The 22,450-nt window shown below is 71.8% G+C and carries 17 protein-coding genes and 2 pseudogenes; 9 read left to right on the top strand and 10 right to left on the bottom strand.

All coding sequences use genetic code 11. The features are described from left to right. The first annotated feature begins 2 nt into the window (after positions 1-2). From ACVW19_RS28065 to ACVW19_RS28045, 5 genes are read left to right on the top strand one after another with little or no spacing between them, the layout of a single operon-like run. A complete protein-coding gene (locus ACVW19_RS28065; RefSeq protein WP_457462810.1) occupies positions 3-743 on the top strand; it encodes an ABC transporter ATP-binding protein in 741 nt (246 codons plus the stop codon). Continuing rightward, the gene (locus tag ACVW19_RS28060; RefSeq protein ID WP_457462809.1) at positions 743-1,483 is read left to right on the top strand and encodes an ABC transporter ATP-binding protein; all 741 of its coding nucleotides are present in this window, start codon (positions 743-745) and stop codon (positions 1,481-1,483) included. Before ACVW19_RS28065 ends, ACVW19_RS28060 begins: the two co-directional genes overlap by 1 nt. Further along, positions 1,483-2,409, top strand: coding sequence for a branched-chain amino acid ABC transporter permease (locus tag ACVW19_RS28055; RefSeq protein WP_457462807.1), 927 nt, complete (start codon positions 1,483-1,485; stop codon positions 2,407-2,409). Before ACVW19_RS28060 ends, ACVW19_RS28055 begins: the two co-directional genes overlap by 1 nt. Beyond that, the gene (locus ACVW19_RS28050; protein ID WP_457462805.1) at positions 2,406-3,467 is read left to right on the top strand and encodes a branched-chain amino acid ABC transporter permease; all 1,062 of its coding nucleotides are present in this window, start codon (positions 2,406-2,408) and stop codon (positions 3,465-3,467) included. Before ACVW19_RS28055 ends, ACVW19_RS28050 begins: the two co-directional genes overlap by 4 nt. After that, positions 3,464-4,363, top strand: coding sequence for an alpha/beta fold hydrolase (locus tag ACVW19_RS28045; RefSeq protein WP_457462803.1), 900 nt, complete (start codon positions 3,464-3,466; stop codon positions 4,361-4,363). The genes ACVW19_RS28050 and ACVW19_RS28045 overlap by 4 nt, the downstream gene beginning before the upstream one ends. Before the next feature lie 238 nt (positions 4,364-4,601). Here the strand turns inward: ACVW19_RS28045 and ACVW19_RS28040 are convergent, their stop codons facing one another. From ACVW19_RS28040 to ACVW19_RS28000, 9 genes and pseudogenes are all read right to left on the bottom strand, one after another. Further along, on the bottom strand, positions 4,602-5,405 hold the full coding sequence (locus ACVW19_RS28040; protein WP_457462801.1) for an SAM-dependent methyltransferase: 804 nt from the start codon (positions 5,403-5,405) through the stop codon (positions 4,602-4,604). A 36-nt stretch (positions 5,406-5,441) separates the two neighbouring features. Then, complete coding sequence (locus ACVW19_RS28035) at positions 5,442-7,421, bottom strand: helix-turn-helix domain-containing protein (protein ID WP_457462799.1); 1,980 nt, start codon at positions 7,419-7,421, stop codon at positions 5,442-5,444. 204 nt (positions 7,422-7,625) lie between these two features. Then, the gene (locus tag ACVW19_RS28030) at positions 7,626-9,020 is read right to left on the bottom strand and encodes an MFS transporter (protein ID WP_457462798.1); all 1,395 of its coding nucleotides are present in this window, start codon (positions 9,018-9,020) and stop codon (positions 7,626-7,628) included. 90 nt (positions 9,021-9,110) lie between these two features. Beyond that, the gene (locus tag ACVW19_RS28025) at positions 9,111-9,908 is read right to left on the bottom strand and encodes a 3-hydroxybutyrate dehydrogenase (RefSeq protein WP_457462796.1); all 798 of its coding nucleotides are present in this window, start codon (positions 9,906-9,908) and stop codon (positions 9,111-9,113) included. Positions 9,909-10,074: 166 nt separating this feature from the next. Beyond that, positions 10,075-10,389 (bottom strand): annotated as a pseudogene (locus ACVW19_RS28020) (tannase/feruloyl esterase family alpha/beta hydrolase); the annotation flags it as partial. A gap of 119 nt (positions 10,390-10,508) precedes the next feature. Further along, positions 10,509-12,065, bottom strand: coding sequence for an extracellular catalytic domain type 1 short-chain-length polyhydroxyalkanoate depolymerase (locus ACVW19_RS28015; protein WP_457462795.1), 1,557 nt, complete (start codon positions 12,063-12,065; stop codon positions 10,509-10,511). Positions 12,066-12,245: 180 nt separating this feature from the next. Beyond that, positions 12,246-12,905 (bottom strand): CoA transferase subunit B, encoded by a 660-nt coding sequence (locus ACVW19_RS28010; RefSeq protein WP_457462794.1) that lies wholly within the window; start codon positions 12,903-12,905, stop codon positions 12,246-12,248. Position 12,906: 1 nt separating this feature from the next. Further along, positions 12,907-13,689 (bottom strand): CoA transferase subunit A, encoded by a 783-nt coding sequence (locus ACVW19_RS28005; RefSeq protein WP_457462791.1) that lies wholly within the window; start codon positions 13,687-13,689, stop codon positions 12,907-12,909. Between the two features lie 1,341 nt (positions 13,690-15,030). Further along, positions 15,031-16,596 (bottom strand): IucA/IucC family protein, encoded by a 1,566-nt coding sequence (locus ACVW19_RS28000; RefSeq protein WP_457462789.1) that lies wholly within the window; start codon positions 16,594-16,596, stop codon positions 15,031-15,033. Between the two features lie 100 nt (positions 16,597-16,696). Here ACVW19_RS28000 and ACVW19_RS27995 point away from each other — a divergent pair, with 100 nt between their 5' ends. Genes ACVW19_RS27995 through ACVW19_RS27985 form a run of 3 tightly spaced genes read left to right on the top strand, consistent with a single transcriptional unit; the run spans position 16,697 to position 20,389 of the window. After that, positions 16,697-18,223 (top strand): IucA/IucC family protein, encoded by a 1,527-nt coding sequence (locus ACVW19_RS27995; protein WP_457462787.1) that lies wholly within the window; start codon positions 16,697-16,699, stop codon positions 18,221-18,223. 55 nt (positions 18,224-18,278) lie between these two features. Beyond that, on the top strand, positions 18,279-19,559 hold the full coding sequence (locus ACVW19_RS27990; RefSeq protein WP_457462786.1) for a VWA domain-containing protein: 1,281 nt from the start codon (positions 18,279-18,281) through the stop codon (positions 19,557-19,559). Beyond that, positions 19,559-20,389, top strand: coding sequence for a hypothetical protein (locus ACVW19_RS27985; RefSeq protein ID WP_457462784.1), 831 nt, complete (start codon positions 19,559-19,561; stop codon positions 20,387-20,389). The genes ACVW19_RS27990 and ACVW19_RS27985 overlap by 1 nt, the downstream gene beginning before the upstream one ends. A 90-nt stretch (positions 20,390-20,479) precedes the next feature. Here ACVW19_RS27985 and ACVW19_RS27980 read toward each other — a convergent pair whose 3' ends face one another. Then, complete coding sequence (locus ACVW19_RS27980; RefSeq protein WP_457462782.1) at positions 20,480-21,118, bottom strand: winged helix-turn-helix transcriptional regulator; 639 nt, start codon at positions 21,116-21,118, stop codon at positions 20,480-20,482. A 91-nt stretch (positions 21,119-21,209) separates the two neighbouring features. On the opposite strand from ACVW19_RS27980, the pseudogene ACVW19_RS27975 reads away from it, so the two are divergent. Beyond that, positions 21,210-22,417: pseudogene (locus tag ACVW19_RS27975) on the top strand (pyridoxal phosphate-dependent aminotransferase). Positions 22,418-22,450 lie beyond the last annotated feature (33 nt).

Here is a 22,450-nt window from a genome sequence, read left to right as displayed (position 1 = left end):
GCATGACGCCCGTACTGCAACTGGACCGGCTCAGCTGGTCGGTCGGTGGCGCCACCATCATCAACGAGGTGTCCCTCGACGTGAGCGAGGGGGAACTGCTGGCCGTCATCGGCCCCAACGGGGCGGGAAAGACCTCCCTGTTCAATCTCGTCTCCGGCCTGACCACTCCGACCGGCGGCACCATCCGTCTCGACGGTCACGACATCACCGCCCTGCCGCCGCACCGGCGCTCTCGCCGGGGCATCGGGCGGACCTTCCAGTCGTCCTCGGTCTTCTCGACCATGACGGTGGCCGAACACGTGGAGCTGGCCGCCCGGTCCGCCGGGGTGCGCCGCGTGAGCGCGGCCGACGTGACGGGGGTACTGGCCCGGGTTCGCCTGGTCGACCGCGGCGCCGATCTCGCGGCCGGCCTGTCCCACGGCGACAAGCGCAAACTCGAGTTGGCGATGCTTCTCGCGCCCACCCTCGCCGGCGGCTCGGCCGGAGCGCGACTGATGCTGCTCGACGAGCCGATGGCGGGTGTGGCCGCGGAGGAGACCGGAGAGCTCACCGACCTCATCCGTTCGCTGCACCGCGACGAGGGCCGGACCGTGATGCTCGTCGAGCATCACATGGAAGTGGTACTGGGCCTGGCCGACCGGGTCGCCGTCATGCACCACGGGCAGCTGCTCGCCGCCGCGGCGCCGGCCGAGGTCATGGCGAACGCGACCGTCCAGCAGGCCTACCTGGGAGACGAGCTCTGATGTCATCTCCACCGATACTCACCATCAGCGGCCTCGAAGTGAACATCGCCGGGTCGCACATCCTCAAGGGCATCAGTTTCGACGTCCCGGCCTCCGGGGTGACCGCCCTGCTGGGGCGCAACGGCGTCGGCAAGACCACCACGATCCGCGCGGTCCTCGGACTGCTGCCCGACGGCGGACAGGTGACCGCGGGCCGCGTCACTTTCGACGGCCACGACATCACCGCCGAGCCCACCCACCGCACGATACGCCGTGGCATCGGCTACGCCCCCGAGGACCGCGGGATCTTCGCCGGCCTGACCGTCGCCGAGAACCTCGCCCTGGCCGAACGCCCGGGCAGCGCCCACCACTACGACCTCGTGCACGATCTGTTCCCCGAACTCGCCACCCGCAGCGGCCAGCGCGCCGGCACCCTGTCCGGCGGTCAGCAGCAGATGGTCGCCATCGCCCGGACCCTGCTCAACGACAACGTTCTGGTCGTCGTCGACGAACCCACCAAGGGCCTGGCTCCCCGCGTGGTCACCGAGGCCACCGAGGTCCTGGAACGCGCCGCGGAGCGGGTGCCGCTCCTGCTGGTCGAACAGAACCTCGCCGTCGTCCGCCGACTGGCTCGCAGCGCCGTCGTGCTGGACGCCGGGCAGGTGGTGCACACCGGCGACGCGCGCGAACTGCTCGCCGACACGGAGCGGACGACCGCGCTGTTGGGTGTCGGCAGTCACTCGAGTAACGGAGCCGCCTGATGGACACCCTCGTCCTGCTCACCCTGACCGGTCTCGGCCTGGGAGCCCTGTACTTCCTCATCGCTTCCGGTCTCGCCCTGATCTTCGGGCTGATGGACGTGCTGAACTTCGCGCACGGCGCGTTCCTCACCGTCGCCGGCTACACCGCCTGGCGCACCGCCGAGACGGTCGGCGGGGCTCCGGGGCTGCTGCTGGCAGCCGTGGTGGGCACGGTCACCGGCCTCGCCCTGGCGGTGGTGGTGGAGCTGGTTCTCATCCGGCGGCTGTACGGCCGGGCCAGGGAGCAGATCCTGGTCACCGTCGGGCTCTCGCTGGCCATTCCGGCGGCGGTACAGACCGCCTGGGGCGCCGACGCCCGCACCTTCCCGGTACCGGACGCGCTGAGCGGCACCGTCGGGGTGCTCGGCGCCCAGGTGCCCGTCAACCGCTTCCTGCTGATCGCGGTGGCGGTGCTCGTTCTCTTCGGCGTCCAGATGTTCCTGTCCCGTACCCGCTACGGGCTCATCGTCCGCGCCGGAGTCGAGGACCGGGCGATGGTCACGGCGCTGGGCATCGACGTCACCCGGGCCTTCACCCTCGTCTTCGCGCTCGGCGGCGCCCTGGCGGGGCTCGCCGGTGTGCTGGGCGGAATCTACTTCGGCTCACTCTCCCCTCATCAGGGAACCTCACTGCTCATCTTCGCCTTCGTCGTCGTGATCATCGGCGGCCTCGGCTCGATCACCGGCGTCGCGCTGTCCGCACTCAGCGTGGGCCTGGTGCAGCAGTACGCCAACTACTACGCGGGCGGTTACGGCGACCTCGCCGTCATCTTCCTGCTCGCCGCCGTGGTGCTGGCCCGGCCGAAGGCCGGCACCGACTCGCCGCTGCAGCGGCTGCGGCGCGCGCTCACCGCACCCCGGGCACAATCCGCAGGAGGCACGGCATGACCGCCACCCCCACCCCGCGGGTGACCCCCGCCGCCGCACCGGTGAAGCGGTCCGCACCACTGCGGGCCGGGCGACTGCGGCGGGCCCGGTCGGTGACCGTCCCGGCCGCCGTACTGCTGGTGCTCGCGCTGCTGCCGTACTCGGCAGTGGACATCCCCGTACTCCTCGACGGTCCGGTCAACTCCCCGGGATCGCTGCAGCTGTTCGCGCTCTGCCTGGTCTTCGGCGCGCTTGCGCTCGGCTACGACCTGATGTTCGGCCGCACCGGGCTGCTGTCCTTCGGCCACGCCCTGTACATCGCCGGCGGCGCCTACGGGACGCAGCTGGCCATGACCGAACTCGGCCTCGGTCTGCTGCCCGCCGCCCTGCTCACCCTGGTTCTCGGCACTCTGGCCGCCCTCGTCCTCGGCGCCATCTCGTTGCGCACACTCGCCCTTGGCGGCGTCGGCTTCGCCATGGTCACCCTGGCCTTCGCCCAGGCGGGTGCGATCTACGTGGAGCGCAACCCCGGCGGTCTCACCGGTGGCGAGGAGGGCCTGCCACTGCACACCGACGGGGTGCCGGCAGCGCTGGTCGGCGTGCAGAACACCGCCAACATCTACTGGCTCGCCCTCGGCTACCTGGCCCTGGTCGCCACCGTCGTGTGGATCGCCACCGCCCGCCCGGTCGGCCGCCTCTGGCAGGGAATCCGCGACAACGAACAACGCGTCGCGGTCCTCGGTCGCAGCCCGTTCGCCTACAAGCTCGGCGCCTTCACCCTGGCTTCCGCCCTCGCCCTTCTCGGCGGCGTGCTGCACCTCCTGGTCACCGCAGGCGCCACTCCGCACACCTCCACCCCGGAGTTCACGCTCACCCTGCTGGTCATGGTGGTGCTGGGCGGTAGCGGCACCCGCTGGGGGCCGATCGTCGGCGGGGTGCTCTTCACCTACCTCGACCAGCGGCTCGGTGGCTGGAACCTCGGCGTGGAGCCCATGCTGATTCTGGGTGCGCTCTTCATCATCGCCGTCTACGCGGCCCCCGGCGGCATCACCGCCCTGGGCCGGAGGAGGAGTTCATGACCGCGCCCACCCGAGGCATCATGCAGAGTCTCACTGTCCCGGTGGACGGCGGCGAACTCGCCGTCACCCGGTGGCCGGGCGATGGCCCACCGGTCATCGCGCTGCACGGCATCACCGCCAACTCCCTGGCCTTCGCCGCCGTGGCCGAAGCGTTGCCCGACACCGATTTCCACGCTCCCGACCTGCGAGGCCGAGCCGCCAGCGCGGCTCTGCCCGGTCCGTACGGCCTGACCGCCCACGTCCGCGACATCCTCGCGCTACTCGACCACCTCGGCCGGCAGCAGGCGGTGCTCCTCGGCCACTCCATGGGCGCTTTCGTCGCCGCCCTGGCCGCCGCCCGACACCCGAAGCGCTTCCCGCACGTGGTCCTGGTCGACGGCGGCCTGGGCTTTCCCGTCCCCACGGGCGCCGACATCGACGAGCTGCTGCAGGCCGTCATCGGCCCGGCGATGGACCGGCTGTCGATGACCTTCGAAGACCGAGAGGCCTACCTCGAGTTCTTCCGGGCCCACCCCGCGCTCGCCCCGCACTGGAGCCCCCAGCTGGCCGCCTACGTCGACCGCGACCTCACAGGTCGCTCACCCGAGCTGCGCAGCAGCTGCGTACTCGACGCGGTACGCGCGGACGGCGCCGACGTGCTCAGTGACCCCGAAGCCCTGGCCGCCATCCATCAGCCACATGTGCACGGCACCCTGCTGTGGGCCGAACGCGGCCTGCTCAACGAACCGCAGGCCCTCTACGATCCGGGCCGTATCGCCGCGGCTTCCCTTGACCCCGACCGGATGCCCGCCCGGTGTATCGGCGACACCAACCACTACTCGATTCTGTTCCCGCCGGCCGCCGGCGAAGTCGCGACCGCTGTGCGGGCCTCGACGCACACTTCGGGCAGGTGGTGAGGCGCGCCGGATGTGGAAGTCCAGTCAGCGGCCCTGCCTCACTTTCGGTGGTGACAGAGGGTGACACCGGCCGAGGAGGACGCGGTGCGGAGGGGCGGGAAGCCTGCCCGCCCGTCCACGGGCACGTCGGCTCCACGGGCACGTCGGCTACGGCTCGCAGCTGACAGCCGTGCGCACGGCATGACCAGCTCCGGCGCAGGGCATCCTCTCTCCCTGCACTCCTCTCCCCGGCTCGGCCCTACTCTTTCAGGCCCACCGCCCCGACGGCGTGGCCCTGCTCGCGGGTGATGTCCGCGGAGTCGGGGCCCGGGCGCCAGTCGGCGGACCTGACCAAGCCCGGCTCGACCAGACGCAGCCCCTGCAGAAAGCTCCCGATGTGCTCGGGCGAGCGCAGGTGGTACGTATTGACGGACTGTGCGTTGTACGCCTCGACGGCCGCCTCGAGTCGTTCGTTGGTGGCCGTGCCGTCGCTCAGGGCCACATAGCTGCCCCGCGGCAGTGCGTCGATCAGCTCGGCCACGATCCGCTCGGGCTCCTCCTCGTCCGAGACCTGACCCATGATGTTGAGCAGCATCAGGCCGACGGGCCGGTCGAAGTCCAGTGTGTGGGCCGCCTGGGTGAGGATCTTCTGCGGATCGCGCACATCGGCTTCGAGGTAGGCGCACTTTCCTTCCGGCGTACTGCGCAGCAAGGCATCGGCGTGGGCGAGGACGATGGGGTCGTTGTCCACGTAGACGATCCTGCTTTCCGGCGCGATGCCCTGGGCGACCTCGTGGGTGTTGTCGGCGGTGGGCAGTCCGGTGCCGATGTCGAGGAACTGGCGGATCCCGGCGTCGCGCGCCAGGAACCGCACCGCTCGCACCAGGAAGCGCCGTTGCACGCGGGCGACGGCCGCGAATTCGGGGAAGTTCTGGAGGATCAGGTCGCCGGCCTGGCTGTCCACCAGGTAGTGGTTCTTCCCGCCGAGCAGGTAGTCCCACACGCGCGCTGAGTGGGGTCGATCGGTCTGCAGTCCTCTGCCCCGGGCGTCTCGGTCAGTCATGATCGAAGCATGACACACGGCGAGCTCTCAGGTCGCTCAACTTCCTTGCTTTCCACCATCGTTGAGCACAGAACGGTAGGCGGACGTCGGGTTCCGGGCGAGATGGTGCAGGCTCAGGGCGACTTGGATCTCCAGGGCCTTGCCGGGCGTGTTCCAGTCGGGGCCGAGGAGTTGGGCGACCCGGTCGAGGCGCTGGACCACCGTGTTGACGTGGACGTGCAGGGCGTCCTTGGCTCTGGCGAGGCTGGCACCGTGGTCGTAGTAGGCGCTGAGGGTGCGGGCGAGCTCGGTGCCGCGCTGGGCGTCGTAGGCGAGTACGGGGCCCAGGACGCGGTCCACGTATCCGTGGATGTCCGCCCGGTCGCCGAGGAGCACCCCGAGGAAGCCGAGGTCGGCCAGGCCGGCGCCGGTGCCGGTGCGGCCGAGTGCTTCGAGGGCTTCGAGGCAGCGGCGTGCCTCGTCATAGGTGTCGGGGAGGTGTTCGGGGCCCGTGCCGGGGCCGGCTGCCCCGACGGTGATGGGGGTGCCCAGGCCCCGGGAGAGGACCTGGGCGAGTTCCTGGGCGAGGGGGCCCGGAGTCGAGGTGGGTGCGAGCAGGACGGTGTGCCCGTTGCGGGTGCCGGCCAGGCCGCCGAGCGTGCGGGCACGGCGTGCCGCCTCGATCAGCAGGCGTGAGCGCAGGTCCGGGTCGCAGTTGAGGACGAGTACCGCGTGCGGCTGGGCGAGGTTGATGTCCAGCTTTCTGGCACGCAGCGTCAGGCTGCCGATGTTGCGGTGGCTTCCGGGGGATTGGGCGGTGAGCAGGTCGTCGAGGAGTTCGCCGCGCACCCGGTCCTCGGCCTCGGCCACGGACCGGCGCAGGAGCAGCAGGAGGGCGGTGACCATGCCGGCCCGTTCGAACAGACGCCGGTCGGCGTCGGTGAGATCGGCCCGGTCGGTGAGCACCAGGCTGCCGAGGAGTTCCGGGCCCGCCAGGACGGCGCACACCCAGTTGCCACCGACGGGGACGGCCCGTCCGCCTCGGCGGGAGGCTTCGATTCCCTGCTCGGGCGGGCGGACCGGGCCGGTTCCCAGGCGGGCGAGTTCGGTGCCGTCCGCGTCGTGAACGGCCAGGCCGCCGTCGAGGAGGGCGGCGATCTCGCGGGTGACGTCATCGACGTCGCCGCCCCTGAGGACCAGGTCGGTGAGCCGGTCGTGGGCGTCGGCCGCGCGGTGCAGGTCTTCGCTGTGGGCCCGGGCCGTCTCGTTGGCGGCGTTCAGCTCGACCAGCGCGGAACGGGTCTCCTCCAGCAGGCGCGCGCCGTCGATGGCCACGGCGGCGTGGTCGGCCAGGGAGGAGAGCAGGGCGATGGCCTCGGGGGTGAAGTCGCGCGGAGCGCGGTCTCCGGCGAACAGGACGCCGATCACGCGCCGGCCGACGCGCAGGGGCACGCCGAGGATGCCGCGCAGGCCCTCCTCGTCGACTCCCTCGTCGATGGTTCCGGTGTGCTTGAAACGGCGGTCGGTGCGGTAGTCGGGGCTCGCGTAGGGGCGGGCGGTCTGCGCGACCAGACCACCGAGTCCTTCCCCCATGGCGAGGCGCAGTTGCTGGAACTTGGCGGAGACCGAGCCGGCGGTCACCCGCATGAACGTGTCGTCGGCCGCGGGGTCGTTCAGCGTCATGTACGCGGTGTCGGTGCCCAGCAGGGTTCTGGCCCGGTGCACGATGGCCCGCAGTACGGCGTCCAGGTCGCGCAGTGCGGCCAGGTCGCTCGCGGTGTCGAAGAGGGCGGCGAGCTCGGCCTCCCGGCGTCGGCGCTGGGCCAGGGTCCGGTGGATGTCCAGTGCGGTCCGGGTGGCCTCGTCGATGACGGCCTGCTCGCTCGGGTCGGCTCCGGCCGCGCGGGCCCGGGCCGCGGGCTGGGCAAGGCGTTCGACGGGTGCGTCGGCGGCGAGCAGGTCGAGCAGCTGCCGCAGTGCCGCCGTCGCCGTGTGGGAGGGGTCGCTGCCGACGGTCACGGGGCTCACGGGGGGCATGGGGCAGTCCTCCCTCCAGCTGCGCGGCTGGTGTGTGGATGGGCTGTGGTGGCCCGCGCGGCGGGCCCGGTGTCTGCGGACGGGCATGCCGCGGTCCGCCCGTTTCCTCCTTCACGGGGCGGACCGCGACACGGTGGCCTCTGGGCCCTTGGGCCTCTGGATCTCTGGACTTCTGGACCTCTGGACCTCTGGACCTCTGGTCTTCTAGACCCGGTCGGTGCTGGTGAGCGATGCCTCCTGCCGCTGCTGCTTCGACGGCTCGTTCGCGAGCGAGACGGTCAGGTCACGGCCGCGGGTCTCCTTGATGACGAGGACCGTGATGGCGGTGACCACCGAGGCGGCCGCGAGGTAGAAGGCGATGGGCGTCGAAGAACCGAAGCGCCTGAGGAGCTCGACGGCGATGATCGGGGCGAGCGCGCCGGCGAGGATCGAGGCGAGCTGCGAGCCCACGGAGGCCCCGGAGTAGCGGACCTTGGTGTCGAACATCTCGGAGATGAAGGCGGCCTGGGGACCGTACATGGCGCCGTGGAGCAGCATGCCCACGGTGACCGAGAGGGTGATCACGGTGAAGGACTCCGTGTCGACCAGGGAGAAGAAGGCGAACGCCCAGCCGGCCATGCCGACTGCGCCGATCAGCGTCACGGGCCTGCGGCCGATGCGGTCGGAGAGTGCTCCCCACAGCGGGATGGTGACGAAGTGGACCGCCGAGGCGATCAGAACGGCGTTCAGCGCGGTGCTCTTCGGCAGTTCCAGGTGGGTGGTGACGTAGACCAGCAGGAAGGAGGTCACGATGTAGTAGGAGATGTTCTCGCCGAACCGGACGCCGATGGCCCCGAGCACCTCGCGCCAGCTGCGGCGGAAGACCTCGACGACGGGCGGCTCCTCCTTGGCCCCCTGGGCGGCGGCCGCATCGGCCTTGGCCTGGGCGGCGAGGAAGACCGGGGATTCGGACACCGAGACGCGGATCCACAGTCCGATCAGGACCAGGACGCCGGAGAGCAGGAAGGGGACGCGCCAGCCCCAGGACTGGAACGCCGCTTCGGACTGGACGGAGGCCAGCACCGCGAGAACGGCGGTGGCCAGCAGGTTGCCGGCGGGGACGCCGCACTGCGGCCAGGAGGCCCAGAAGCCGCGGTGCTTGTCGCCCCCGTGCTCGGAGACGATCAGCACGGCGCCGCCCCATTCGCCGCCCAGGGCGAAGCCCTGGATCAGGCGCAGGACGGTGAGCAGGATCGGGGCGCCGACGCCGATGCTGCCGTAGGTGGGCAGCAGACCCATGGCGAAGGTGGCGCCGCCCATCATCAGCAGGCTGAGCACGAGCAGTTTCTTACGGCCGATCTTGTCGCCGTAGTGCCCGAAGACCATGCCGCCGATCGGCCGGGCCAGGAACCCGATCGCGTAGGTCATGAAGGCGAGCAGCGTGCCCACCAGCGGGTCGCTGCTGGGGAAGAAGAGGGTGTTGAACACCAGCGCGGCGGCGGAGCCGTAGAGGAAGAAGTCGTACCACTCGACGGTGGTGCCGATCAGGCTCGCCCCGACGATGCGGGCGATGCCGCCGGAGCGGGGCTCGCCCGGCTTGGCGGTTGTGGGCTCGGACATGGGTTCACCGATTCTCGGGTGAGGTGCGGGTGCGGGGACAGGCGTGGGGGGCAGTCATGGGGACGGGGCGGCGCCCGGGGCGGCGGCGGGTCAGTTGGCTCCCCAGCCGCCGTCGAGGGGCAGGGAGGTGCCGGTGATGTAGCTGCTGTGGTCGGCGCACAGCCACAGCGCGGCCGCGGCGACCTCCTCCGCCTCCAGCAGGCGCTTGATGGCCGAGCGGGTCAGCAGCACATCGGTCAGGACGTCGTCGGGGCTGATCCCGTGCGCGGCGGCCTGGTCGCGGATCTGGTTCTCGACCAGAGGGGTGCGGACGTAGCCGGGGTTGATGCAGTTGCTGGTCACACCGTGGGCGGCACCCTCGAGCGCGGCCACCTTGCTCAGGCCCTCCAGCGCGTGTTTGGCGGCCACGTAGGCGGACTTGTAGGCGCTGGCCCGCAGTCCGTGGACGCTGGAGAGGTTGATCAGCCGTCCCCAGCCGCGCGCGTACATGTGCGGCAGGCTGCGGCGCATCAGCAGGAACGGGGCGGTGACCATCACCTGCTGGATGAGGGCGAACCGCTCCGGCGGGAACTCGGTCAGGGGCGCCACGTGCTGCAGGCCGGCGTTGTTGACCAGGATGTCGACCTCGGTCGGCAGCGTCTCGATCGCGGCCGGGTCGGCCAGGTCGACGACGTGCGCCTCGCCCCCGATCCCGGCGGCGACCTCCTTGGCCGAATCGGCGTCCCGGTCGACCACGTGCACGGTGGCACCCGCGGCGGCCAGCGCCGTGGCGCACGCCTTGCCGATGCCGCTGCCGCCACCGGTGACCAGAGCGGCCCGGGACGTCAGGTCCACGCCGGCGCCGGGCGGCGCCGAGTGGGCGGTGGGAGGAGGGAATTCGCTTGTCATGGCCGGAAACAGTACGGACGCCGCCCAGACACACCTATGTATGTGACCCACACAGTAAGAGCTACTTCTATAGCGCCCCCATCCACAAGGCGAGGCGTGACGTGGCGCACTCCGCGGGGTGGGCCCCGTGGCGGCCGTGACGTTTCGTCACGGCCGCCACGGTCCGTCACTTGTCGAGGCGGCAGCTGGTGAGCAGGGCCGCCGGATCGGCGTCCTCGGGCCGGGCGACGGTGTGGCTCGCGGGCGGGCGGTGCCCGGTGGAGAGCCACTTCTCCAGGGCGGTGAAGGACGACCGGTGGCAGGGCAGGAGGGGCCGGAGCCGGTCGGGGAAGGCGTCGACGAGGGAGCCGGTGTGCGTGCCGTCCTCGATGCGGTAGTAACGGTGCAGGCCGCCGCGGCCCGCTTCCTTGATCATTTGGGCGTGGACGTCCGGGCCCTTGCCGATGGGCAGCAGGACGTCGAGGGTGCCGTGCAGGCGGAGCGGCATGCACGGGAATACGCGTGTGCCCAACATGGCGGCGGCCCCTGACAGATGGGCCGCCGCCGTGTTGGGCACGGCCGTAAGTGCCGGGACAGCACCCACGGCCGTGACCGGTCGCGTCAGGAGCAGGTTCCGTCCGCGAGGGTGAAGTGGCCGACGGGTGACTCCTTCAGGGTGTGGCTGACGAACATGTTGTACAGACCCATGTTCTGCTGGGAGCCCTTGGCATAGGTGTAGCCACCGCTGGTCGTGGCGCGTCCCGCCTGTACGTGGGCGTAGTTGGTGGCGGTCCAGCAGGCGGCGGTGGCGCCGGTGGTCCGCGCGGTGACCGTGCTGGAGAGCCGTCCCGTCCTGCCGTCCGCGTCACGGGCGGCGACCGCGTAGGTGTGGGAGGAGCCCGGGGTCAGACCGGTGTCGGTGTAGGACGTGGAGTCCGCCGTGCCGATCAGGACACCGTCGCGGTGGACGGCGTAGCTCCCGGCGCCGTCGACGGCGTCCCAGCTCAGCCCGACGGTGGTGTCCGTGACGCCGGTCGGGGCCAGGCCGGTCGGAGCGGACAGCCCTTCACGCCCGGGGTCGGAGTCGTCCAGGCCGAAGAACCGGGCGATCCAGTGGCTGGAGCAGATCGAGTCCGGGAAGTGTGCGGTGCCGGTGCTGCCGCACTGCTCGGCCCCGCTGCCCGGATCGACCGGCGTGCCGTGTCCGATGCCGGGGACCCGGTTCACCTCGACGGCCACCGAGCCGTCCGCCGCCGCGTACTCCTCGTGCCGGGTGGAGTTCGGGCCGATGGCGGACGTGCGGGTCGGTGTCTGGGACAGTCCGTGCAGCGCCGTCCACTGGTCGCGCAGTTCGTCGGCGTTGCGCGGTACGACCGTGGTGTCCTTGTCGCCGTGCCAGACGGCCACGCGCGGCCAGGGACCGGACCACGAGGGGTGGGCGTCGCGGACCTTCTGGGCCCACTGGGCCGGGGTCCGGTCGACTCCGGGGCTCATGCAGGTGAAGGCGGCGCTGACGTCGTCGGCACAGCCGTGGGGCAGCCCCGCGACGACCGCGCCGGCCTGGAAGACGTCCGGGTAGGTCGCGAGCATCACCGACGTCATGGCACCGCCGGCGGACAGGCCGGTGACGTAGGTCCGTCCGGCGTCGGCGCCGTAGGCGGAGACGCTGTGCGCTGCCATCTGCCGGATCGACGCGGCTTCGCCCTGGCCCCGGCGGTTGTCGGTGGTCTGGAACCAGTTGAAGCACTTGTTCAGGTTGTTCGAACTCGTGGTCTCGGCGAACACCACGAGGAATCCGTGCCGGTCGGCGAGTTCCGGCAGACCGGAGTTGTCGGCGTACGTCTGGGCGTTCTGGGTGCAGCCGTGCAGGGCGAACACCACCGCCGGTTCGGCGGACAGGGACGCGGGCCGGTAGACGTACATGTTCAACTGGCCCGGGTTGGCGCCGAAGCCGGTGACCTTGGTCAGGCCGACCGCGGCGTGGGCCGTGGGCGCCGGACCGGCCAGGGCCGCCGCGAGGGCGAGTGCCACGACGGTCAGGACGGACAGGACGGACACGAGCGGAGACAGCGGCCCGCGCCGCCCGCGCCCCGCCGTGCGCGGCAGGGGATCGGCGGGCGGTGCGGACGGGGTGCGGGACAGCCGGGCGGTGGTTCCCCGGAAACGCGGCAGTTGCATGGCGGCTCCTCGGTGCTGTGGGGGACGCCGGGCCGCTCCGAGGGCGTGGGTCGGCCGGAGCGGCCCGGTGCTCGGCACCGTAGGGTCTGTTCAACACGCAACGATATGGCAGGGAGCACCACAGCCTGCCTGACAGCATGTGGACCCGAACAGGTTGTGCCGCCGGGTGACATCTGCTAATCAGACGCCTGCCACCGTCTCCAACCGCGCGGGAACCCGCAGCTCGGCCCCGGTCGCGGCGCGCACCTCCTCCACGCCGACGCCGGGAGCGAGTTCGGCCAGCGAGAAACCCTCCGGCGTGATGTCGATGACGGCGAGATCGGTGATGACGCGCTGGACGACCCCGGTGCCGGTCAGCGGCAGATCGCACCGCTCGACGAGCTTGGGACTGCCGTCCTTGGCGGTGTGCTCCATCAGCACGATGACCCGGCGCGCCCCGTGCACCAGGTCCATGGCACCGCCCATGCCCTTGACCATCTTCCCCGGGATCATCCAGTTCGCCAGGTCCCCGGAGGACGACACCTGCATGGCGCCCAGCACCGCGGCGTCGATGTGCCCGCCGCGGATCATGCCGAAGGACAGCGCGGAGTCGAAGAACGACGCCCCGGGCAGGGTGGTCACCGTCTCCTTGCCCGCGTTGATCAGGTCCGCGTCGAGTTCCTCCTCGAGCGGGTAGGGGCCGACGCCGAGGATCCCGTTCTCGGACTGCAGCACCACCTCGACTCCCGGCGGGAGGTGGTTCGGGATCAGTGTGGGCAGCCCGATGCCGAGGTTGACGTAGGTGCCGTCCACCAGTTCACGGGCCGCCCGGGCCGCCATCTGCTCGCGAGTGAGCGCCATGTCAGGCACCGCCTTCCTGTTCGGTCCGCACGCACCGTCGTTCGATCCGCCGGGTGGCGGTCGGGTCGTCGGGGAGGACCCGGACCACCCGCTGCACGAACACCCCCGGCAGGTGCACCTCGTCCGGGTCCAGTTCACCCGGCTCCACCAGGTGCTCGACCTCGGCAATGGTGACCCGCCCGGCCATCGCTGCCAGCGGGTTGAAGTTGCGGGCCGAGGAGCGGAACACCAGGTTGCCGTGACGGTCCCCGACGGCCGCCCGCACCAGGGCGTAATCGGTCCTGATGCCTTCCTCCAACAGGTACTCACGCCCGTCGAAGACCCGCGTCTCCTTCGGCGGCGACGCCACCGCGACCTGTCCGTCCGCGCCGTACCGCCAGGGCAGCCCGCCCTGCTCGATCTGCGTCCCGGCCCCGGCCGGTGTGTAGAACGCCGGGATGCCCGCCCCGCCGGCCCGCAGGCGTTCGGCCAGCGTGCCCTGCGGCACCAGCTCCACTTCCAGTTCCCCGCTGAGGTACTGGCGGGCGAACTCCTTGTTCTCGCCCACGTACGAACTGGTCATGCGCGCGATCCGGCCGGCCCGCAGCAGGAGCCCCAGCCCCCAGTCGTCCACCCCGCAGTTGTTGGAGACGACCTTGAACCCGCCCGCCTCCCGCTGCAGCAGTGCGGCGATCAGGGCACTCGGTATGCCACACAGGCCGAACCCGCCGACGGCCAGCGACGCCCCCTCGGGGATGTCCGCCACTGCCTCGTCCACGCTGCCGACCGTCTTGTCCAGCCCCATACGGCCCCTCTCCATCAAGGGGCGCGTCCCGCCCCGAGCAGCCGGGGCACGCAGAGGGTGTGCCCTTCGCGCGCCCCGGCATCCATCGACGTGACGACCCTAAGGACGCACGGGAGCCGACCGATATGGCTGCCTCCGACACCTACCGCACGGTCAGTGTGTGGCTCGCGACCAGGCACGGAAGCCCGACATGCACGCGAGCACCCCAGCCGCACACCCGGCCGATATGGCATCGGCAACCACACCCGCAGCCGCCATCCACGCCCTCACCGTGCCCGCTCGACAGCCACCCTCAGACCGTTCGCAGAGCACGCCCCTTCCCGAGCAGCCCGTCCTCCACGCCGGCCCACCACTTGCGTCGCCCCACGGCCCTCCAGCCTGCGGCATGAAACAGACCGAGCGACTTTCACACCGGGGAAGCCACTCAACCGCCATACGCCCACGCACCAGACGGCGACTCTGGCGAAATTCACCCATGCCGACAAAGCTCGCCAACAGCCAAGGAACGGCAAAGCCCTCTTAACGTCCCAGGTCACGAAGTCCCCGCGCAGGCTGGGGTGTTCCGTGGGCGGGGATCGCGCACACCCTGTCGTGGAAGTGGTCCTCGCGCAGGCGGGGAACGCAGGACGCGTGTCACCGGTCCGGGCCGTCGAGCGGGCGCGCCCTCTCAAGGGGAGGCCAACTGCCTGGTGCGCGATGTCCGGCGACTCCGTCGGACGGTATGACCTGGAATCGGCCCGTCGACTTCGACAGCCCGTGCCGTTTCCTCACGGGCCACTGCGCCCGGCGCAACCGGACAGCCACCCGGGACGCCTCGCACTGGTGATGCACGCCCCGGGCTCGCCGAACGCTTCCGTTGCACCCGACCGGTACCGGGCCGTGGCGTGTTCGCGCCACGGCCCGGTGCCCCTGCGGGTGGTGCAGGGGATCTCCGCGGTCCCGAGGCTGCGGGGCCGGAGACGGATGCCGTGCGGAAAAGCGTGAGCAGTCGGCGGCCATGTGTCCCTCAAGCGCTCAGATGAGCAGCATCAGGACAGATGCGGCCGAAGTGCTCACGCCTTGGGACGGTGTGTCGTTCCCGGGGCGTGGGTGAGTGTCCCGGCATCGCACACGCTGAGGCCGCCGTCCCGCCGCGCGGTCGGGGAAAACCGTCAGCACGAGCAGCTGACCGCCCCCCGGCAAGACCCCGATGCACCGTCGCTCGATCTCACGCCCGTCGGGCAGCACCACCGTCCCCGACCCGCGACGCCGCCTTCAGGTCCCTTGCGCCACCCGCAGGGACACCATCCGCAGGGACACCATCCGCTACGGGCGAGAGGGCGGGGGCGGGGGCGGGGGCGGTCATGGCCGGGTGTCCGCCAGCGGGTTGGGGACCGGGCGGTAGCGGGCGGCGGCGCCGTCGGCGTTGGTCCAGCGGAGGAGGAGGTTGGTTTTGGCGGGGAGGGTGGGGCCGGTGAGGAGGGCGGGCATCTCGGGGAGGTCGTGGCGGGCCAGTTCTCGGCGAACGGCGGGCCAGGGGTCGAGGCCGGGGTGGTGTTCGGCGAGGGCGGCGGCGATCTCGGTCAGGTGGTTGACGATCAGGCAGTACACCAGGCGTTCCCAGCCCGCCTCCCTGGGCACCTCCGGCAGGAGTTTCACGCCCTCGGCGTCCCGGTACAGGGCCTGTACGGGCGTGCCGCCGGTGTCGACGGCGATCACGGTGTTCTGCAGGTGTGCCTCCAGGACGACTCCGCGCCGGGCGAAGGCGGCCAGGGCCGGGGGGACGACCTGGGCCAGGTAGGCCTCCCACCAGGCGGCGGGGGTGGTGGTCGTGACGAGCGGGTTGCCGTCGTACTCCTCGGCCAGGGCGGCGGCCAGGTGGGGGGTCGCGCCGGACAGGAGGCGGTCGCGCAGGCCGTCACGGACGACGACGGCCAGTTCCTCGAAGGCGAAGTCCGCGGTGCGGTGGCCGCGGTCGCTGAGCCAGGCCGCCGGGCCGTCGAAGGCGGCGAACGCCTCGCGTACGGCCGTGTCGGTCCTGCGGAGCTTCAGCAGGTCGTGGCGCCACAGGCGGCGGATGTCGTTGGTGATGCGTACGTCGAGGCTGAACTTCAGGAACAGGTCGCGTGCGGGTGCGTACACGGTGCGGATCGCGGCCGTGGGCCAGGCCGGGAACGGGGTCGCGCCCAGCCTGATCAGACGGCCGTCGGCGAAGGCGGGGGCGAGGTCCCGGGCCGTCAGCTCCAGTTGCCAGGGGTGGGCCGGCAGCAGGCGGTATCCGGGCGGGGCGGTGCCGAGCCGGTCGAGGGCCGAGGTGTCGCCCTCCTCGAGGACCGTGTCCTCGCGCAGTCCGAGCAGCGTCAGCGGGAAGCGGGCGTACGCCTCCGGCGCGTACGGCAGCCAGTTCGCCGCGGGGCCGCCGCCGCGCGCCTTGGGGGCGGGGTGGTGGGTGTGGCCGGTGAGCAGGGACTGTTCGGAGCGGAGGTAGGGGTCGACGGGCGGGGCCGTCCGGGCCCGTGCCGCGAGCAGCGCGGCCACCGCGTCCCTGCTGTCGATCATCTCGGCGGGCAGTTCGTGGTTCGGCAGGCCGGTGTGCCGGCGCAGTTCCTCCGCGACGAGTTTCACCAGTTCGGTGTGGTTCACGCGGTGCCAGGCGCCGTCCACGCGCACCTCGGGTGCGGCGGGGCGCCGGGTGCCGCGGACCCGCAGCAGGCGGTCGACGCCGGGCAGGCGGTACGTCCGGACGTCCCCCTCCCCGTCGCCATTCACGTCCGTGGCCGGCACGGGTTGTGCCACCTCGCGCAGCAGGCAGTTCAGCAGCGGTACGGCCGCGTACGCGTCGGCGCGGGCGGTGAGTCCGGCCAAGTGGTGGGCGCGGGTCGCCGCGTCGTCGTCTGCGGGCGGGGGCATGAGGTCCACGCGTTCCACTGTTTCCCAACGGTCTGTCCGGGCGAGGACGATCAGTATGTCCGTCGCGGGCCGCCTGTTCGTCCCGCAACGCTGTGCGTCGTACCCGAGGAGCCCGCCCGTGCACCGTCCCCCCACCGCCGAGACCGAGATCGCCGACGAGCTGGCCGCCGTACGGCCGGCTCTGGCGCCCCGGTACGCGGCAGCGCTGCCAGGGGCCCGTGCGGCTGTGCTGACCCGGCTGTGGCGTGGCCTCGCGCACGATCCGCTGCCGTGGATCACCGGCCGGGAGCCGGACCGGGACGGGCTCACCCTGCGGCTGGCGGACGGGCGGCGGCTGCACGGCCCGCGACCGGACCCGTATGCGACCGCCGCGTACGTCACCGTCGTCCACCTGGACGAGGTGGCGTACGACGATCCGGCGCGGTTGATGACGCGGCTCGCCGTGCCGCGCTCGGCGGCCTTCGCCGTCGAACTCGCGCACAGTGTCGCCTCGTTGGCCCTGTCCCGGGCGGGCGAGCCGGAGGGTGGCCCGGACCGGTGGCCCCGGTGGGACTGGGAGTGGGAACAGCGGGTGGTCGACGGGCATCCGTTCCATCCCAACTGCCGTTCCCGGCCAGGTTTCTCGGTCGCCGAGCAGTTGGCGTACGGGCCCGAGCACCGACCGGTCGTGGAGTTGGGGCTGGTGCCGGTACCGGCCGACGACTGTCTGGTGACGGGAGTCTGGCCAAAGTGGCTGCGGGACGGGAGGCGGACGCTGATCCCCGTGCACCCGTGGCAGGCGGCGCATGTGCTCAAGCGGGGAGAACCCGGAGAAGAGGGGTGGGGAGGCCCTGTCCGGCGGATCGCCGCGCATCCGCTGATGGCGCTGCGCACCCTCGCCCTGCCCGAAGGCCCTCATGTCAAAACGGCGTTGAGTACGCGGCTGACGTCCTCGGTGCGGGACATCTCGCTCGGTTCGGTCGCCGCGTCCGCGGTGCTGTCCGACTTCGGGGAGTCGGTGGCCTCGCGGACCGGCGGACTGCTGCACATCACCCGCACCCTGGGTGCCGCGGCGGCCGGCTCCCCCGATCTGGCGGCCGTGGTGCGCGAGTCGCCGCAGGAGTACGTGTCTGCCGGGGAGCGGGTGGTCCCGGTGGCGGCGCTGGCGACCACCGAGGTGCTCCGCTCCCCCGCCCGGGCGGCCCGGTTCGCGCGGCTCGCCCTCACGGTCGGGCTGCGACTGCTCGATCTGGGCGTGGCTCTGGAGGCGCACGGTCAGAACCTCCTGGTGGTGCTGGAGCCGGACGGGGAGCCGGTGCGGCTGGTCTACCGCGATCTGGCCGATCTGCGGGTCAGCCCCGAGCGGCTGGCGCGACACGGCGTCCCGGTGCCCGAGTTGCCCGCCCGTATGGTCACGGACGATGAACGCGCCCTGCGACGGAAGCTGTTCGGGTCGCTGGTCGCGGGTGCGCTGGCCGGTACGACGGGTTCGGGCCCGGCGCTTCGGGCCGCGCTGGAGACGGCCGTACGGGATCTGCCGCGCACCCCGGACCTTGCCGCCCTGCTCGGCGGACCACTGCCCGCGAAGGCCCTGACGCTGATGCGGCTGGCACCGCGCCCGGCCGGGGACGAATGGGCGGAACTGCCCAATCCCCTGCGGGTCTAGGGGCCTTGTGGGCCCCGCTTCGGAGCGGGCCGTCCCCGATCAATAGGATCCCTTGATGATCAGAAGAAAATGGCCGGCAGCGGGCGTCGGTGTCCTGCTCGCCGCCCTGACGGCCGGGCTCACCTTCCCGACCGCGGCGGCCGCCGGCGAACCCACGGGCCAGGACGCGCCACAGGTCGATCTCGTCCTCGATGTGAGCGGTTCGATGCGGACCAAGGACATCGACGGCCAGTCCCGGATGGCGGCGGCGAAGCAGGCGTTCAACGAGGTGCTGGACGCGACGCCGGAGGAGGTCGAGCTGGGGATCCGGACCCTCGGCGCCGACTACCCCGGCGACGACCGCAAGGAGGGCTGCAAGGACACCGCGCAGCTCTACCCGGTCGGCCCGCTGGACCGTACGGAGGCCAAGACGGCGGTGGCCACGCTCAGCCCGACCGGCTGGACCCCCATCGGCCCCGCCCTGTTGCAGGCGGCCGGCGACTTCAAGGACGGCAACGGTTCCAAGCGCATCGTGCTGATCAGCGACGGTGAGGACACCTGTGCCCCGCTCGATCCGTGCGAGGTGGCCCGGGAGATCGCGGCCAAGGGCATCGGCCTGACCATCGACACCCTGGGCCTGGTGCCGAACGCCAAGCTGAGCCGGCAGCTCAGCTGCATCGCCGAGGCGACCGGCGGCACCTACACCTCGGTCCAGCACCAGGACGAACTCACCGACCGGGTCAATGAGTTGGTGGACCGCGCGGCCGAACCGGTGGTGACGCCGGTCGCGACCGAGGGTGCCGCGTCCTGTGCCAAGGCGCCGACGCTGAAGTCCGGTCTCTACACGGACCGCGAGGAGTTCGGGCAGCAGCGCTGGTACCGCGTGGACGTGCAGGCCGGTCAGGAACTGCGCGCGTCGGTGAGCGTGGCGGCCGACCGGGCGGTGAACCCGGACTACGGCGTGCTGCTGCGGGCCGTCACGGTGCACGACCGGGAGATCGTCCGCGGCGAGGCCACGGGCAACGGCCGTACGGACGTCCTGTCCACCGGCCTGCGCTACCCGAAGCCCGAATCGGACGACGACGGCGACGACGGCGACAAGCCGGCCACCGAGACGGTGTGCCTGGCGGTGACCAACTCGTTCTCGCCGGGCTCCGGCGTGAAGACCACGCCCGGTCTGCCGCTGGAACTGACCATCGACGTCGTCGAGGGTCCGGGCGAATCGAGTGACGTGGCCTCCTTCGGCCTGGGCCGGGGCTGGTGGCTGCTCGGCGCGCTGGTCCTCACCGGCTTCCTCGCCGGTCTCGTCTGGGGCTGGCTGTCCCGCTGGCGGCTCGCGGTCTGGAGGACCCACTGATGCGTATCACCCGCTTGCCGGTCGCCGCCCTGCTCACGCTCGGGCTGGCCGCGGCTGCCGTGGCCCCCGCGGCGGCCGACTCCAGCCCCTCCCCCGGCGCGTCCGAGGACGCCGCCGGACCGACCCGCGCGGGCACCTCGTTCCGTACCGCGACGGAGTTCGAGCAGGGGCAGACCGCCACGGCACGTGCCTCCGTCGGCGACTACCTGTACTGGTCGTTCCCGGCGGACGCGGGGCAACGCCCCACCGTGCGGGCGACGGTGAAGCTGCCCGAGACGCACGCCGCCGAGACCTGGCGGGTCGACGTGTACGACGGTCTGCGCCGCCGCCAGGCCTGCCAGTACGGCGCCCAGACCCGCACGGCACCGGCGGACGCGGCCTCCGTGGAGCTCGCCTGCGTGCTGCGCACGGTCCGCGCCTGGTCGGAGCCGTGGGCCAACGACCCACTGCCGGGCACGTATTACATCCGGCTCACCGCGGTGAACCTCTCGGCGTCCGACCTGGGCCAGTCGGTGGACGTCGAAGTCCGGGCCGACTCCAAGGACATGGGTGGCGCCGCGGCGGTGGACGGCTCACTCGCCGAGCCGCTGGTGCCGGGCATCGCGCTGCGGACGGAGACGGACGGCGAGGGCGACGGGGACGGCGAGGAGAAGTCGTCCTCGGCCGTACTCGCCGCTCTCGAGCCCGAGGACGGCTGGACCTCCGGCTGGTGGTCCGACCGCTGGGTGTGGACCGCGGTGGGCGGTGCGCTGGCCTCGCTGGCGGGTGTCGCCGGCTACCGGTTGACCCGCGGGTCGGGACGGCCGTCCCGGGTGCCGCCGGGCGCGTGACGGTCGGCAGGTGACCATCGGCAGCGCGTGACGTCTGCCCAGGAGGCCCGCCTTGTGCGGGCCTCCTTTCGTTGCCGCCGCCCCTCCCCGTCATGCCTCCCGGAGCGCTTTGGCGAGTGGGCCGTCGCCGCCCACCTCGATCCGCCCGTCCCGCACCGCGTCGGCCACGGCCGACTCGCCGCGGCTGATCGCCGTACAGGTGTCGGCGTCGAGGGCCAGGGTGGCGTCGGGCTCACCGGGGGCGGGCCCGTCGCCGTAGACGGCCCCGCCCCCGGCTCCGACGTGCAGGTGGAACCGCCCCTCGTCCAGCCGGACTTCGACCAGTCCCCCACCCTGCCCCTCGCCCTCAAGGACGCGCAGCAGCGGCAGCGCGAACCAGTGCGCCCGTACCGCGTCGGTGGGCCGCCGCTCCCCCAGCGCGCCCTGTCCCCAGGCGCCGAGGGCCTGGAGTACCGGCAGCAACTCACGCCCTCGATCGGTGAGTTCGTACACGAAGGCCGCGCCGGGCGGGGGCAGCCGCCGACGACTGGTCAACCCGTCGCGTTCCATGCCCTTCAGCCGCGAGGCCAGTACGTCCGTGCTGACGCCGGGGAGGTCCGCGTGCAGGTCGGTGTAGCGCCTCGGGCCGGCGAGCAACTCCCGGACGATCAGCAGGGTCCAGCGGTCGCCGACGGCGTCGAGCGCGCGGGCGGCGGAACAGTACTGGTCGTAGCTTCGGCGAGGTGACATGCGACGCAGTGTAGACAAGTTGTTGGACTTTCCAAGTGGTCACTTGGTAAAACCAAGCAAGCAACACCGGACACTTGAGGGGAAGCGGCGCATGGAGTTCCGGCAGTCGAGCAAGCTCAGCGAGGTCTGTTACGAGATCCGCGGCCCGGTCATCGAGCACGCGAACGCGCTGGAGGAGGCGGGGCACAGTGTGCTGCGCCTGAACACCGGCAACCCGGCCCTGTTCGGCTTCGAGGCGCCGGAGGAGATCGTCCAGGACATGATCAGGATGCTGCCGCAGGCGCACGGCTACACCGACTCGCGGGGCGTCCTCTCCGCCCGCCGCGCGGTGGCCCAGCGCTACCAGACCCTGGGCCTGGAGGTCGACGTCGACGACGTCTTCCTCGGCAACGGCGTCTCCGAGCTGATCTCGATGGCCGTCCAGGCGCTCTTGGAGGACGGCGACGAAGTGCTCGTCCCCGCTCCGGACTTCCCCCTCTGGACGGCGGTGACCACCCTCGCGGGCGGCAAGGCGGTGCACTACCTGTGCGACGAGCAGGCCGACTGGTACCCGGACCTGGACGACATGGCGTCGAAGATCACGGACCGTACGAAGGCCGTGGTCATCATCAACCCCAACAACCCCACCGGCGCGGTCTATCCGAAGGAGGTCGTCGAGGGCATCCTCGACCTGGCCCGCCGGCACGGTCTGATGGTCCTCGCCGACGAGATCTACGACCAGATCCTCTACGACGACGCCGTGCACCACTCGGCCGCCGCGCTCGCCCCCGACCTGGTGGTCCTCACCTTCTGCGGGCTGTCGAAGACCCACCGCGTGGCGGGCTTCCGCTCCGGCTGGCTGGTGGTCACCGGCCCCAAGCAGCACGCGAGGGACTACCTGGAGGGCCTGACCATGCTGGCCTCCATGCGCCTGTGTGCCAACGCGCCCGCCCAGTACGCCATCCAGGCCGCGCTCGGCGGCCGCCAGTCCATCCGCGAACTGACCGCGCCCGGCGGGCGGCTGCACGAGCAGCGGAACGTGGCCTGGGAGAAGCTGAACGAGATCCCCGGCGTGAGCTGCGTGAAGCCGAAGGGAGCGCTGTACGCGTTCCCCGTCTGGACCCCAAGGTGCACAGGATCCACGACGACGAGAAGTTCGTCCTGGACCTGCTGCTCCGGGAGAAGATCCAGGTCGTCCAGGGCACGGGCTTCAGCTGGCCCTCCCCCGACCACTTCCGCATCCTCACCCTCCCCCACGCGGAGGACCTGGAGGCGGCGATCGGCCGCATCGGCCGCTTCCTGAGCGGCTACCGGCAGTAGCGCGGCCGGTCGGCCGTGCTCGGGCCGTGCACG

The organism is Streptomyces sp. TE5632, from assembly GCF_054061295.1.
Note: the sequence above shows the minus strand (reverse complement) of the source record. Positions and strands in the feature narration are given on the sequence as shown.